We start from the raw sequence: 14871 nt of genomic DNA, 5'->3' as shown, positions 1-14871 counted from the left end.
TAAAACATCCCAATTCATGAATATCGAATATAAGGCGGTTTCATTACCGAAAAATTTTATCCTAGGGTTTACCCAAATATTACTTTGGGGTGGCTCATTTTTCTTGTTGGCTATTTTGGCTAAACCAATTATTGCAGAAACAGGATGGTCGCACCAATTGGTGTATGGCGCCTTGTCTTTGGCGATGTTGGTATCAGGAATGTTGGCATCGAAAGTAGGAAAAATGATTGAGACAATCGCTAAAAATTACAATTTATTATATGCAGGATTTGTGATGGGAGCGGGGCTTATCATCATAGGTTTATCTCATCATTTTTTGCTATTTTTATTAGGCTGGTGTGTGGTTGGCGTAGCTATGGCGATGGGTTTGTATGATGCACTTTTTGCTACTTTAGGTAAAAAATATGGTAAAATAGCCCGTAAATCTATTGTACAAGTTACCCTAATTTCAGGGTTTACTACAACGGTTGTTTGGCCTTTACTTTCGTTTTTATTAAATCATTATGGTTGGCGCAATGCTTGTTTTGTGTATGCAGGAATTCTTATCGTTTGGGTTTTTCCAGTTCATAAATTTTTGATTCCAGAAAAAGTACAAATGATAGAGGAGGAAAATACCTCAACGAATATTCAACAAGAACTCCCAACAGGCTTGGAAAATACCAGCGTGTTTACGATACTTTTAGTAAATTTCACCATTGGATCTATCTTGATGACTGGGATTTCTGTACATTTAGTAGAAATCTTAAATGACAATGGACTTCCCTTGACTATGGCGATTAGTGTTGGTGCTATGTTAGGTCCCAGTCAAGTAGGAATACGATTTTTGGATGCCATTTTACCTAAAAAAACACCTTTAAATTCAGCTTTGGTATCGTCAGTAACCATTTTTGTAGGACTGGTGTTATTTTTAATGAGTCAGCAAATAGCCTTTTTAGCTGTCATTTGTTTTGGTTTGGGCAATGGAATGCGTTCAATTTTGCGAGGCACATTACCTTTGTGGATATTTGGTGCCGACTCGTATGCAACGATCATGGGCAGATTGGCGGGTTTACCAATGGTCGCACAAGCGCTGACACCTCTATTGAGTGGCTATATGATTGCTCATTTTAGTGTCAAAAAATTTGTGAGTTTATTGGTAGTTTTGGCATTTGTCAATATCATTACCATGGTTATTTTAAGAAATAAAATATTGAATAAGAGCCGTGTACTGAGTGTATAGGCTCATACTCCACTTGAGAATATGAAAATTATCCCCTTACAAGAAGGCAACTATTTTGTTGATAAAAATCGAGCGTTTATCCCATTGACTTCTGCCATAAACGAGCAAGGTTTAAAACTTGCAGTGCAACCATTTCTAGTAATTACCAATACGGATTATATCCTTATCGAAACTGGTTCGGGGCACGAAGAATTAGGACGTCCAATTATCCTTGATTTGTTAGCCAAAGACGGAATTCGTCCCGAACAAATAACTAAGGTATTTCTGACGCATTTTCATAAAGATCATATTGATGGTTTGGGAGTTATCAAGGATGGGAAATACCAAATAAATTTTCCCAATGCCCAAGTTTATGGACAACAGAGAGAATATGAATATGCACTTTTGCAAACGCAAAGTACCTCCTATAATCTCTCAAAACTGACTCCGTTGCAACATCTAACCAATATGGTTTGGATGCATGAAGATAGCGGAATACTCACACCTGAAATCTCCTATCAAGTAGTAGGAGGGCACTCATCATATTTACAAGTATTTTGGATTAGAGACGGTGCTGAAACCTATTTCTTCGGCTCAGATAATCTTCCACAGGAAAGTTACTGGCAACATAGCATTGCCTACAAATCGGATTATGACGGTAAAAAAGCCAGAGATCTAAGAACTCAATGGAAACATCAAGCCCAAGAAGAAAATTGGAAAATCTTACTTTATCATGATATGGAAAAAACGATGATATAGATTGTTTTCCGATTTTATGACATTTTGCTCAGGTGTAAAATAGGATTTCGAATTCCTATGCAGGTCATAATTTCACATAACTAAGATTTCTTGTTTTCATTTTTATTAAACAAGAAATCTTTCTACATTTATACCATCTTTAGAACCCATTATTAAACTAAACTTTTACGCCAAAAAATGAGATTCAGGCTACATCTTAAACCGACCGAAGATAGACAAAAGCTACTTTTTAATTATCAGTATCCGTTACAAGCTTGGTTATATAAAATCTTGTATCAGGCGGACCAGTCGTATGCTTCCTTTTTGCATAATCAAGGTTATGCAGTACCCAATAGCCATAAAAGTTTTAAGCACTTTACATTTTCCTCATTACAACTCGGAAAGACCAAACCTATCAAATCTGGCGACACGTATATACAACTCAGTTCGGACAGTATTTCGTTAGTTGTATCGTTCTATATCGACAAAGCTGCCGAAGGATTTATCGTAGGATTATTTCAGAATCAGGAGGTAAGTTTATTCAATCGCGACTACCGCGCCAACTTTATCGTAACCAACGTCGAAGCATTGCCTAATCCATTCGATACGTTTACGGGTAATCAAGTCGTAACGATGTCTTTCAGAACCATTTCACCTATGGTGGTAGCGAGAAAAGAAGAAGGATTAGACCAATATTTAAGTCCAACAGACGAACGTTACAGCGAGTTTTTTGCCATCAACTTGGTTGACCGATACCGCACCATAGAAGGTACCGACAGTCTGCAAGTAGATAGCACCATTGCCCAAAGTTTAGTGAAGTTCAAGCTTATATCAGACCCTACGAAAGTGAAGAAACGAGGTTTCTTCGTAAAAGAAGGAAAGCTTAAGGATGAAACCAAAGTTATTGGTTATCATAACTTTACCTTCGAAATAACCGCCCCGGCCAGACTTTTGGAAATAGGATTTTTGGGAGGACTAGGAAAATACTGTGCCGTTGGATGTGGTTGCGTGGAGGTTTGGGAGAGGTAGTTAATAGTACAACACTATTTTTGACAATAACTATGAATAAGTTTAATGATAATAGTCCAAAATATCGCTTATTGGCGATTCTCAAGCTGTTGATTGAGAGTCCGAATCAATATACCAAAGTCATGTTGGAAACGAAGTTCAACATTGGTAAAGATGCAATTACTAGCGACTTTGAAGAGTTAAAAGACGCAGGATTCGATGTTCAATATGATAAAAAATATCGATATGCTATTGTTCCGAACAAGCCCATGGAACATCTGGAAGATATGTTATTTTTCACAGAGGCAGAGAAGGAAATCTTGTTAGATGCTCTTGCTAATAATGCCAAAGCTTCGGAGAAAAGAACCAAGCGTATGCAAGAAAAACTCAATACGATATATGATGTCTCGAAATTGGGAAGTAGCTTATTTTCAAGGACTTTTCTCTCAAAAGCCAACTTGTTAGAGCAAGCCAAGCAAGAAAAAAAGATTGTCAAACTCATTAACTATCGCTCAACCAATAGCAGTGAAGTAACCGACCGCTTGGTAGAACCGTTTCAGGTAAGCGTAAAAGAAGATATTCTTCACGCTTTTGAAGTAGAGAAGAAGGCAATTCGCCATTTCCGTATTTCCAGAATAGAGCGAGTAGAATTGCAGGGTATGGCTTGGCAACACGAAAGCCAACATTATGTAACTGCCACTGATCCGTTTCGAATTGTAAATGATCATAAAGTACGGGTACATATCCGTCTGAAAGTGGGCGGTTATAACGAATTGATAGAACGTTTTCCATTAACTCAAGCCTATTTACAACCCTCAGCCGACGAGTTGGGCGTTTATGATTTTGAATGCAATGTCAACGAAAAATTCTTTGGACTAACCAATTTTATTTTGGGCTATCACGAGCATATTGTAGAAATCATCGAACCCGAAAGCCTCATAGAACATATCCGAAGGCATATTGGGAAAATAAATTTTTAGAAAATTGATGGGTGTGGGGAATAATGAGGTAGGTCGGGATGTAGGTTTGGGAAAAGAAAATAACATTGCAATATATTAAAATAAATAAGGTTTTTACCCATTGGATACGATTGATAGCTTTGATTTACGAGCCAATGCTTTACTTGTATATTTCAATTCCCTCAAGGTAAAAACCGATACGAAATTAGTTTCAGAAGATGACAATTGAAAATAAAATAGACAATGATATGATTTAGGGAAAATAATTTTAATGTTTTACTTGTATAGGAGTTTTTATTTTTATTACATTTGTTGTGTAATGAAAACATACTCAATATGAGCAACATTGACATTCTAATCAATCGCCCGAAAACAATTTGTACAAATTGTGGGCTTTGTTTTTGGACTGACCTGCAAGGAAATTGCGGTATATGTCTTGGAAAGCATTTTTCGAAAATTGAAAACACATAAAGAGATATACTATATGAGATTGCACATTAATCTTTCAAAAAATACAACTATCGTTCCTTTTAATTATCAGGAACAGCAGGTCAGTAAATTACATTATTGGCTTGGCAAAAATGAGATACACGACAAGTTATCTCTATACTCCTTTTCATGGCTAAAAAATGGTCGCCAAGAAGGAAGCAGAGGTTTGAATTTTAGGACTGGAAGTCAGTTTTTTATTAGTTGTTATGATAGTTCACTCATAAAGCAGCTAATAAAAAGCATTCAGCAAGACAATGACTTTGGTTGGGGAATGAAAATCAAGGCTTTAACTCTTGAAAAAGAACCTGAATTAGAATACCAGCACCGCTTTTTGGTTGGAAGTCCTGTTTTTATCAAGCGTTCACAAGTTGAAGAGAAAGGGTCGAAATTCTTCTATTACAATGATAAAGAAGCAAACCAATTTTTGACCGAGAGCTTACAGCATAAACTGAACGATGCAGGATTGTCGTATGAAGATGTTTCTGTTCAGTTTGATGAATCTTATCAAAATCCAATTACTAAAGGAGTTACTTACAAAGGTATATTCAACAAAGGTTCGATTTGTCCCGTAATTATCAAAGGAGCACCTGAACAACTGGCATTTGCTTGGAATGTCGGAGTAGGAAATTCAACGGGTATAGGCTTTGGCTCATTAATCTAAGATACAATGGAAAAATATTACGTAGTGAAATACAGCGGACAATTCGGTTTTATAAAGCCGTGGACTGCGGTAAGAGATAGTGAAACATTTTCGCAGCAGTTTCTTACTCCCTCAATCGTGGAAGGGATTGAGAAGAAGCTTTTTCCTGAGTTGTTGGGGGAAGAGAATAATGGTAAAATACTAAAAATAAAAAGATACCGCTTGAATTATCAAGGATTAGATATACAACAAGAAAGAACTTGGTCAAAAGGCGGAATTAATATTTACAAAGATAAAGGACAGTATAAAACTAATTTAGGTATTTTGAATAGGGGCGTTATGCTTAATCCTAATTTGTATTTAGCTTTTGAAAATGAAGAAGATGCTTCTAAAGCATTTACACAAACCATTTGTCTTTGTAGAAATGAAGATTTGGTATTTCCTATTGAATTATTAGAAATGAACATCTTAGAATTTGACAATATTGATGGTTTTGAACTCATTTTTACTGACATTGAAAATGGCTTCAAAGTTGGACACAATCGTTTTGATAATGCTTCAGAGATGTTTGGCGAATTAAAGGTATTTGGAAGCCCTATAAGAAACTAAAAATGTTACCTCTTGATCAAATATTAGCAAAAAGTGTAAACTACGGTAGTTTGACACTTTTAGAACATACACAGCAGGTAACGCAAGCAATAGAGTTATTTGCTCAAAAATATGCTTTTGATTTTGATGTTCAAATTGCAAGGAAAGGAGCAATTATTCATGATTTAGGTAAAGCACATCCACATTTTCAAAGAAAAATAAAGAAAGTTAATGGCGAAAGTTTGGAAGAAAGTAGAGAGTGGGATTTTATTCATCGCCATGAGATTTCTTCATTAGCGTTTCTACCGTGTTTTCCACAAAATGAATGGGATTCTTTGATTGATTTAGTTGTGGGTCATCATAAGTCTATTCTAAATGACCCATCGGAAAGAGGAATATTAGATTTGATGGAAAGTCAAGGCGATGAGATGATTGAAAATCATCTTAAAGACTGGGAGAATTGGCATACGTATGGAATACAAATCTTACAGATTTTCAATTTGCCCACAACCGAAATCTCAAAAATAAATGCCGAAAAAGCGATTTTGTATGCCGTTAAATATTGTAAAAAGAAAGGTTTTGGCTTTTCTCCTGCACGTGGTTTGTTAAAATCAGCAGACCATTTTGCCTCTGCTTTTACACACGCAACCGAACAGAAACTAAAACCTTTGTTTGAAGTTCCGAATTTGAGTTTTTATGATGATGAAAAGAGGAAAAATGAAATTTACCCACTTTCCCAAGTATCAACAGATGATAATCGTAAACATACTTTAGTAGTTGCTTCAACAGGTGCAGGTAAGACAGATTTTCTTTTAAGGAGATGCAAAGGTCGTGTTTTTTATACATTACCTTTTCAAGCAAGTATAAATGCTATGTGGGAACGGATTTGTAAAACTGTTCCAAATGAAGATATTCGTTTACTGCATGCTACTTCTAAAATTGTTACTAAAGGTAAAATTGATGAGCAAATATTACAACCTTTAGCAGGTTCGGCAATTAAAGTGCTTACACCGCATCAATTAGCTGCCATTATATTTGGCACATCAGGTTTTGAAACAATGATTTTAGATTTAGAGGGTACTGATATAATCTTAGATGAAATACATACATACTCAGATTATTCGAGAAGTATGGTTTTAGAAATTGTAAAGACTCTGCTAAGACTTAATTGTCGAATTCATATTGGTACTGCTACAATGCCAAGTGTCTTATACAATGAACTCAAAAAAATATTAGGTGGAGAAAACCATGTTTATGAAGTAAAACTATCTGATGAAATTTTAGATACATTTAATAGGCATCAAGTTTCAAAAATTGAAGCTGAGGAAATTATTCTCGATATTTTGAAAAAAGCTTTTGAACAAAAAGAAAAAGTATTGATGGTATATAATACTATTAATAAGGCGCAAAATGCTTACTTGTTTTTAAAAGAAATGTTTCCTGAAATTCCTGTAATGCTGATTCACAGTAGATTTAAAAGAGGAGACAGAGTTGTATTAGAAACTCGACTAAAGACCGAATTTAACGGGGATGAAAGCGAAAAATTTGGTAATGGCTTGATGCCATGTTTGGTTATATCTACTCAAGTTGTAGAGGTGAGTCTTGATATAAGCTTTGATAGAATGATAACACAAGCTGCACCTTTAGATGGACTTATTCAAAGGTTTGGTCGTGTCAACAGGAAACGTAATAAAGATACTATTGGAAAGTATAAGCCTGTACATGTTATAAAACCTCAAGGAAATGTTTTGCCTTACAAAATGGATATACTTCGAGCAAGCTATGAGCAGTTACCAGACAATTTTGAAGTGCTTGAGGAGAGAACTTTACAAGAAAAAATAGATAACGTTTTCCCTTCATTGGAAACAAAGGATATTGATATTTATCTCATTTACAACGATGGAGCATATTCAATAAAGGAACTAACAAATTGTAAGAAAGCAGTAATAGTAGAAGCGTTAGAAATAGAAAGTGCAACCTGTATTCTTGAATGCGATAGAGCTAAGTATTTAACTGCTACTTGGGAAGAACGTATCATGTTGGAAATACCAGTCAACTATAAAACTATTACAAAGCAAAAACAAGAGTATGAACAGTTGCAAGTAGGGGCATTTCCTTTTGTAGTTCCTCAATCAGAAGAAGATTATAAATTACTTGGGTTACAATTAGTTGAACACGATAACTTTATTTAAATATGTACACAAGCTATATAGGAAAAAAATTTCTCCTACTATACAAAGAAAAAGAAAAAAAGCCTCAAGATTATTCCGCAAAACAGTTTTTTGACGAAGTGTTTTTTCCATTGTTCTTTGACAGTGAAAAACACTTGATGCACGTTGGAAATTCACCATTTTTTCAAAAACCAACTGAGGATGCAATTAAGTTAAATGGAAGTAAATCGAAAGCTCAGTTATTTAATCTTAGAAAAAAAATTGAAAGTGGTATTCCAAGCGGTTCAATTTATGTAGGTTATGGAGCTGAGGAAATTCAGGCAACATCTTCAGGGCAACTTTCAAGTATTAATATTGAAATTAATGAAGAGGAAATATACACTTCATGGATTGGACAAGGTTTAGGAATTGGAGTAAGTGGTGGTTTTGTAATGTTGTTACAAGAAGATGAAATACTCTTATCTCTATTTGAAGGTTGGAAATATTATAGACAATACTTAGTACAAACACCAAAAGTCAAGGATAAGCAAATTGAAACTTGGAATGGTCAATGGCTTTGCCATTTCTTGAGCGATGATTTTAATATCAATAGACCTTTTGATGGATTTTCTATTGAAACAACTGAGGTTCAGGGAAATATAGCCATTCCGACAAAGGCTTGGTCGATGGTAATATTTGCATTGACAAAGCAATTTCATGGAAAAATTACAGCTTATGCTTATAACTTATCGCAAACTAATACCACATTAGGCTTTATTAATATTTATTTGCCCGAAATAGAATATCTATATGAACTTAAAGATAAGTTATTTATTGAAAGAGCAGAAGTGATTTTAAATCGGAAGCAAATAAGTGAGTTGGAAACATTTTTCAATTTCAGGAGTGCTTGTAAAATTGGAACAATCGGTTTAAAAGCATTAGAACCAAGAGGATTACGAGAGTTTATGCCTAAAGGTTCTGTTGATTTCGCTCAAGGGAAAGAATTTAAGTTTTCAAACGAAAATTCATATCAACTATTTCAATTATACCAAATTTGGATCACGGCAATGCTAAACAAAACAGAATTACTAAACTTAGCTTCAAATGTAGCTAAAACTCTGATTGATTTAGAATCAAATCAATCAGATAGAGAAAAAACAAAAAATACTCAGCTCCGAACTTCAAAAGAAGTAATGGAAGCTAAAACGACAAAAGACTTCATAGACGGATTAGTAGAAATTATTAGTAAAGAGAATGCTGACACTTTCAAGAATGTTGTAGAGCAAGTTTTGAAAATGCCTTCGGATAACTTCCCTTTATTTAATACTTTAATCAGATTCGAATATTCATATCAAAAATCAAAGAATTAAAACTTTTTAACATAATATAAACATGAAACCATTTATTTATTTAAGAGGATTACGTCATGCAGAACATACAGTATTTGCAGTAAACGAAGGGCAAAAGTTTTATATTGACCCACAATTTGGAAGGAGAATGGCTTATTCAAGTGGTCAGCAGGTAAAAAGGTCTGTAATTGAGGCTTTAGAGCTACCTTTTGCAGCAATGACTTTCAATTGGGAGATAGATAAAAAAGAGAATAAAGCGAGTCAAAAAGAGCCTCATTCTCCTTGTGATCCAACTTTTGCGGACCAACTGCTTGGAGGTTATATGAAAGCTGAGAGTGGAAGTTTTACTGTTAAAAGACGTAGCCCATTATCTATTTCAGCAATGCGTCCACTTCATCCTTTACTTGGAGGAATTGAATATCCAACTGAAAATTTAACATTTGATAGAACTTCACATCCTGAACATCACAAGGTAGAAGTTTATTGGTTAGAAAATAAAAAAAGAGGCACTAAGCTATCAGACGAAGAACTTGAAAGCTGGCTTACAACAAACCATAGGTCATTACCTAATAGAGCATTTATTCAAGACCAAACACGAGCTACTGGACTGTTTAGTTACGACATTGCAATTGATTTGCGAACACTATTTTGCGTGTCAACCAATAAATTAGAACCAGAGCTTTTTCCTGAAATTGAAGCTAAACTAAGAGAAGAAGGTTGGGTTGAAGGGAAAAATATTTTTGGAAAATGCTTAATATGCCCCAAAAGTAAAAGAGATGAAATTATACCTAAATTAGCTAATGCTTTGATTAATTGGAGAATTACATCTAATCAATCTCGTACTTTTAGTTTAATGGAAACAGTAGCATTAGCCGTCAGTGACAATGCTAATCAAATTGCCTATGCAATTAGGGGCGAATTAAGAGATGACAGAGAAAAGCCAACGGCTGTTCCTAAAATTGATGAAACGACAAAAGCATCAATTTTTGTTACTCCAATTGCATCAAGCTATATAGCAGGCTCAATTGGAAGTGCTGACGCCCTTGAAAAAGCAGAAGCCCATCTTATCCAACTTCTCTCTGATTTTGATTACGAAAATTAATAATGAGCGGAATGAAACGTAGAGACGTTGCATGCAACGTCTTCATGCCAAATGAGAATTATGGATGTAAGTTATATCTCTAGGTATCGACATTCTTTAGACGTTACCTGTAACGTCTCTACGTTAGATTTTTCGAGGTTTTCGTATAGATAGATTATTACTTGGTGGTGACGTTTTTGAATTATAGAAGAGGACGTTTTCATATCTCAAGGTATCCGACATTCTTTAGACGTTACCTGTAACGTCTCTACGTTAGATTTTGCGTAATTTTCGTATAGATAGGTTATTAATTGGTGGTGACGTTTTTGAATTATTGCAGAGGACGTTTTCATATCTCAAGGTATCGACATTCTTTAGACGTTACCTGTAACGTCTCTACGTTAGATTTTGCGTAATTTTCGTATAGATAGGTTATTAATTGGTGGTGACGTTTTTGAATTATGGCAGAGGACGTTTTCATATTTCTAGGTATCGAGATTCTTTAGACGTTGCATGTAACATCTCTACGTTATATTTTGCGTAATTTTCGTATAGATAGGTTATTAATTGGTGGTGACGTTTTGGAATTATAGCAGAGGACGTTTTCATATCTCAAGGTATCGACATTCTTTAGACGTTACCTGTAACGTCTCTACGAGTTTTACATTTATAAATTTGGAAAATATGGCGTTATTCAAAAACAAATATCGGATAGAATCTACACGGCTAACTTCTTGGGATTACAATGGAGAAGGAATGTATTTTGTTACTATTTGTACAAAAAATCGGGAGCATTTCTTTGGAGAATGTAAGGATAAAAAAATGAAATTATCTAGTATAGGAGCCTTGGTACAAGGATTTTGGTATCAAATTCCTAAGCATTTTCCTCATATAACTTTAGGTGAATTTATAGTAATGCCTAATCATATTCATGGGATAATTGATATTGGTACACTGAGAGAACCTAAGGAAACGGCTGTCAATAATGTTAAAAAACAGACCAAGTATTATCAATCTATTTCTCCTAAAGCAAGTGGTATTCCGGTAGTTATTCGTTCTTTCAAATCAGTATGCACCAAGCATATTAATGAAGTATTTCCTTCTTTGGGTTTTGCATGGCAAGAACGCTATTGGGAGCATATTATTAAGGGTACTGATAGTTTTCAAAAAATCTCTAACTATATTTATTCCAACCCTGAAAGTTGGGAAGATGACAAATTCTTTCTACCATGAACATCAACGCTACGCTTATCAATTACTTTCATCTTTGTCATCGAAAACTTTGGCTTCATGCCAACGGTATTACGATGGAGCATACCTCTGATGTGGTTTATGAAGGTAAACTTATTGGAGAAGAGAGCTACCCGCAGCGTGCTGAGAAAAATCAAGAATTAGAGATTTTAGCAGAGTTGGATGGTGGCATTCGAGCTTCGGCAAAGATAGATTTTTTTGATGCTCAAAAGGGCATTGTTCATGAGACCAAGAAGTCGGATGCGAAGGAAAGAGCTCATGTGGCTCAGGTGAAATTTTATCTCTTTTTATTGAGAAAAAATGGTATTCCAGCACATTATGGCATTATTGAATACCCAAAACTACGAACAACCGAACGGGTTGAATTACCTGATGATGAAATGTCAGAGATTGAAAATTGGATAAAAGATGTTTCCGAGATTATTCACCGAGAAGTCTGTCCACCCAAATTATCTATATCCAAATGCCGTTCATGTAGCTATTTTGATTTTTGTTGGTCTGGTGAAATAGAAGAGTAACATCGTTTGAACACCATAATATAAACCTTTTGACAACATGAAAAAATCCTATTACCTATTTAACCCTGGGCGTATGAGTCGTAAGGATAATACGCTGTACTTTACACCTGTAGATGAGCATGGGAATGAAGGTCAAGTTCGCCCAATACCTGTTGAATCGGTAGATAATTTATACTGTTTTGGAAGTTTGGATGCCAATAGCGCTTTGTTTAATTTTATGGGTAAAAACCATATATCGGTACATTTTTTTGACTATTATGAGCACTACACTGGCTCGTTTATGTCTAAAGATTACCTGTTGGCAGGCAAAATGCAAGTAGAGCAAACCAAGCACTATATTTCGGATAAAAAACGAATGGTTATTGCCCAGACCTTGATTAATGGAGCGGCGTTTAATATGAGTCGTAACTTGAAATATTACCAGAGTAGAGGTAAAGATGTTACCAGTTCGTTGGAACGTATAGAAAATTACGTTTCTTTGATTGAAAGGGCCAAAAAGGTCGATGAATTAATGGGGATAGAAGGCAATATTCGTCAGGCATATTATGATGCTTTTGATACGATAATCAATGATTTTGAGATGGGAAATCGCAGTAAAAAACCTCCCAAAAACGAAGTAAATGCCTTGATTTCATTTGGCAATATGATGTGTTATACGATGTGTTTGGATCAAATTTATCATACTCAATTGAACCCTACGATTAGTTTTTTGCATGAGCCGGGTGTGCGACGATATTCATTGGCCTTGGATATTTCGGAGATATTTAAGCCATTGTTGGTAGATAGGACAATTTTTAGTGTTTTGAACAAAAAGCAAATACAAGCAAACGATTTTCGGCAGGATACCAACAGATGTGTATTGAAAGACAGCGCTAAGAAGGTATTTGTACAAGCATTTGACGAACGATTAAAAGAGACATTCAAACATCGAACATTAGGACGCAACGTTAGTTACAAGCACCTAGTAAAATTGGAGTGTTATAAACTCAGCAAGCATATTTTGGGAATAGAGACTTACAAACCTTTTAAAATGATGTGGTAAAGCCAATTAGTGAGTTGTGAATGAGTAATTTAGTGAATAAAGCTGATGGAATTAAAACTTTGATTGATATGTATGTAATTTTGGTGTATGATATGGGAGAAAAGCGAGTAAGCAAAATGATGAAACATTGCCGAAAGTATTTAAACTGGATTCAAAATTCGGTATTTGAGGGGGAAATTACGGAGGTAAAGTTGAAGGAGTTAGAGATAGGTGCACGAAAAATCATGAATGAAAATGAAGATAGTTTGATTATCTTTAAGAGCAGGAATGAGCGTTGGCTTGACAAGCAAGTGATAGGAGTAGAGCGTATGAGTACGGATAATTTTTTATGACGTATAATGATATACGCAAGTCGTCGAGTCTTATAAAGTTCATTGAAATACTGAAATTTTATCAATCAAAGAGATAGGTTTTTGAGTTAAGTTTCTGATAATCAATAGTCGTCGATGTACGGGGTAAATCTTATCATTACACATCGACGATTTTTTTCTAGTTTTTTCGAGGGAAAAAGTGTTATTTTATCAAATCAAGGCCACTTTTCCAACGGCCTTTAATCGTACCATGCAGGAATTGAAACACTACCAATTTAACATTCCAACCTTTTGATACTTTCACCTTTAATCGTACCATGCAGGAATTGAAACTTTTCAGTACAGAAAAACCCAAAACAGCCTTAGAGATTCCTTTAATCGTACCATGCAGGAATTGAAACTTAATTAGCTTACTTTAATTTTTAAAAGAATTTGACCACCTTTAATCGTACCATGCAGGAATTGAAACATTTGAGTAAATCGTCTATGATAGACTACTTTGCCCCTTTAATCGTACCATGCAGGAATTGAAACTTTTGTTGGTTGCCACTCTGGGCGGTGGCGTGCCGCCTTTAATCGTACCATGCAGGAATTGAAACAACTCAGGTAATGGGTTTGGGCAAAGATTCAAAATCCCTTTAATCGTACCATGCAGGAATTGAAACTTCAGTACCGTTAATTCGGGGGTTATTGCTCCTTTCACCTTTAATCGTACCATGCAGGAATTGAAACTTTCTGGAAGGTTGTCAATCTTCTTCTTAAAGTAATTCCTTTAATCGTACCATGCAGGAATTGAAACCACCGATAAGCCTGTATTAATACTAACACCTTTGGCCTTTAATCGTACCATGCAGGAATTGAAACTCAAAGAAAAATTTGCTATTAATTGAGAATTGTATCCTTTAATCGTACCATGCAGGAATTGAAACTCGAATACATTCTGCCTAATATTCTGGTACTCTGCCCTTTAATCGTACCATGCAGGAATTGAAACACTTGCAAGAACAACTTTTGCAATACAATATCATTCCCTTTAATCGTACCATGCAGGAATTGAAACAAATTAATCACTCTCACAATTATTTTTGGTCTATTATCCTTTAATCGTACCATGCAGGAATTGAAACTTCAGTACCGTTAATTCGGGGGTTATTGCTCCTTCCTTTAATCGTACCATGCAGGAATTGAAACTGCAAAGCAAGACGTATCCCGCAGGGAATAACCAAATTCCTTTAATCGTACCATGCAGGAATTGAAACTTGTGATAATAAGGATAATTACTGTAATCATAGTTTCTCCTTTAATCGTACCATGCAGGAATTGAAACTGTAAGCATCTAGCACTTCTTTAGGGTCTTTGGTGCCTTTAATCGTACCATGCAGGAATTGAAACGCTCAAAGCAGCTCGGAGCCGCTCGAAAAATTTGAGCCTTTAATCGTACCATGCAGGAATTGAAACTACTCAAGTACTTCCAGTTCGGCAAGTTCATCTTTCCCTTTAATCGTACCATGCAGGAATTGAAACGAAGATGTGGCATCGATGGAGGTCG

Annotated in this window: 13 protein-coding genes and 1 CRISPR repeat array (1 of these 14 cut by a window edge); all 13 genes read left to right on the top strand. The window is 35.3% G+C overall.

Features of this window, described 5'->3' with window-relative positions; all coding sequences use genetic code 11:
* Positions 1–16 precede the first annotated feature (16 nt).
* The 13 genes from QM481_RS06785 (at position 17) to cas2 (ending at position 13343) form a co-directional block, all read left to right on the top strand.
* Entirely contained in the window at positions 17–1219 is a 1203-nt protein-coding gene (locus tag QM481_RS06785) for an MFS transporter (RefSeq protein WP_283381179.1), read from the top strand.
* Between the two features lie 21 nt (positions 1220–1240).
* Positions 1241–1957 carry an MBL fold metallo-hydrolase gene (locus tag QM481_RS06780; protein ID WP_283381178.1) on the top strand — a complete coding sequence of 239 codons (717 nt, stop codon included), beginning with the start codon at positions 1241–1243 and terminating at the stop codon, positions 1955–1957.
* A gap of 177 nt (positions 1958–2134) precedes the next feature.
* A complete protein-coding gene (gene cas6 / locus QM481_RS06775; RefSeq protein ID WP_283381177.1) occupies positions 2135–2965 on the top strand; it encodes a CRISPR-associated endoribonuclease Cas6 in 831 nt (276 codons plus the stop codon).
* A 32-nt stretch (positions 2966–2997) separates the two neighbouring features.
* Entirely contained in the window at positions 2998–3924 is a 927-nt protein-coding gene (locus tag QM481_RS06770) for a helix-turn-helix transcriptional regulator (RefSeq protein WP_283381176.1), read from the top strand.
* A gap of 463 nt (positions 3925–4387) precedes the next feature.
* Positions 4388–5053: a CRISPR-associated endoribonuclease Cas6 gene (gene cas6, locus QM481_RS06765; RefSeq protein ID WP_283381175.1), complete on the top strand. Its 666-nt coding sequence runs from the start codon at positions 4388–4390 to the stop codon at positions 5051–5053.
* Positions 5054–5059: 6 nt separating this feature from the next.
* The gene (locus QM481_RS06760; RefSeq protein ID WP_283381174.1) at positions 5060–5641 is read left to right on the top strand and encodes a hypothetical protein; all 582 of its coding nucleotides are present in this window, start codon (positions 5060–5062) and stop codon (positions 5639–5641) included.
* A 2-nt stretch (positions 5642–5643) separates the two neighbouring features.
* Complete coding sequence (cas3, locus tag QM481_RS06755; protein WP_283381173.1) at positions 5644–7812, top strand: CRISPR-associated helicase Cas3'; 2169 nt, start codon at positions 5644–5646, stop codon at positions 7810–7812.
* A 2-nt stretch (positions 7813–7814) separates the two neighbouring features.
* The gene (locus tag QM481_RS06750) at positions 7815–9140 is read left to right on the top strand and encodes a hypothetical protein (protein ID WP_283381172.1); all 1326 of its coding nucleotides are present in this window, start codon (positions 7815–7817) and stop codon (positions 9138–9140) included.
* Positions 9141–9162: 22 nt separating this feature from the next.
* On the top strand, positions 9163–10221 hold the full coding sequence (locus QM481_RS06745; protein ID WP_283381171.1) for a CRISPR-associated protein Cas7: 1059 nt from the start codon (positions 9163–9165) through the stop codon (positions 10219–10221).
* A gap of 663 nt (positions 10222–10884) precedes the next feature.
* Positions 10885–11433, top strand: a complete 549-nt coding sequence (locus QM481_RS06740) for a transposase (protein WP_283381170.1) — start codon at positions 10885–10887, stop codon at positions 11431–11433.
* Positions 11430–11969, top strand: a complete 540-nt coding sequence (gene cas4, locus QM481_RS06735) for a CRISPR-associated protein Cas4 (protein ID WP_283381169.1) — start codon at positions 11430–11432, stop codon at positions 11967–11969. The genes QM481_RS06740 and cas4 overlap by 4 nt, the downstream gene beginning before the upstream one ends.
* A 37-nt stretch (positions 11970–12006) precedes the next feature.
* Positions 12007–13011, top strand: coding sequence for a type I-B CRISPR-associated endonuclease Cas1b (gene cas1b, locus QM481_RS06730; protein WP_283381168.1), 1005 nt, complete (start codon positions 12007–12009; stop codon positions 13009–13011).
* 68 nt (positions 13012–13079) lie between these two features.
* Positions 13080–13343 carry a CRISPR-associated endonuclease Cas2 gene (gene cas2, locus QM481_RS06725; protein ID WP_166577561.1) on the top strand — a complete coding sequence of 88 codons (264 nt, stop codon included), beginning with the start codon at positions 13080–13082 and terminating at the stop codon, positions 13341–13343.
* Positions 13344–13558: 215 nt separating this feature from the next.
* Positions 13559–14871: direct repeats of the CRISPR family, unit length 30 nt; unit sequence CCTTTAATCGTACCATGCAGGAATTGAAAC; it runs 31433 nt beyond the window's last position.

Source organism: Flectobacillus rivi, assembly GCF_030056655.1.
GTDB classification, from domain to species: Bacteria; Bacteroidota; Bacteroidia; order Cytophagales; family Spirosomataceae; genus Flectobacillus; species Flectobacillus rivi.
This window is presented reverse-complemented; position numbering and strand designations above follow the sequence as displayed.

Excerpts from the sequence above, each read along its gene's own strand:
- QM481_RS06785 (WP_283381179.1), top strand. The coding sequence starts at position 17 with ATGAATATCGAATATAAGGCGGTTTCATTACCGAAAAATTTTATCCTA.
- QM481_RS06750 (WP_283381172.1), top strand. The coding sequence starts at position 7,815 with ATGTACACAAGCTATATAGGAAAAAAATTTCTCCTACTATACAAAGAA.
- QM481_RS06740 (WP_283381170.1), top strand. The coding sequence starts at position 10,885 with ATGGCGTTATTCAAAAACAAATATCGGATAGAATCTACACGGCTAACT.
- QM481_RS06760 (WP_283381174.1), top strand. The coding sequence starts at position 5,060 with ATGGAAAAATATTACGTAGTGAAATACAGCGGACAATTCGGTTTTATA.
- cas6 (WP_283381177.1), top strand. The coding sequence starts at position 2,135 with ATGAGATTCAGGCTACATCTTAAACCGACCGAAGATAGACAAAAGCTA.
- QM481_RS06780 (WP_283381178.1), top strand. The coding sequence starts at position 1,241 with ATGAAAATTATCCCCTTACAAGAAGGCAACTATTTTGTTGATAAAAAT.
- cas1b (WP_283381168.1), top strand. The coding sequence starts at position 12,007 with ATGAAAAAATCCTATTACCTATTTAACCCTGGGCGTATGAGTCGTAAG.
- cas3 (WP_283381173.1), top strand. The coding sequence starts at position 5,644 with ATGTTACCTCTTGATCAAATATTAGCAAAAAGTGTAAACTACGGTAGT.
- cas6 (WP_283381175.1), top strand. The coding sequence starts at position 4,388 with ATGAGATTGCACATTAATCTTTCAAAAAATACAACTATCGTTCCTTTT.
- QM481_RS06770 (WP_283381176.1), top strand. The coding sequence starts at position 2,998 with ATGAATAAGTTTAATGATAATAGTCCAAAATATCGCTTATTGGCGATT.
- cas4 (WP_283381169.1), top strand. The coding sequence starts at position 11,430 with ATGAACATCAACGCTACGCTTATCAATTACTTTCATCTTTGTCATCGA.
- QM481_RS06745 (WP_283381171.1), top strand. The coding sequence starts at position 9,163 with ATGAAACCATTTATTTATTTAAGAGGATTACGTCATGCAGAACATACA.
- cas2 (WP_166577561.1), top strand. The coding sequence starts at position 13,080 with ATGTATGTAATTTTGGTGTATGATATGGGAGAAAAGCGAGTAAGCAAA.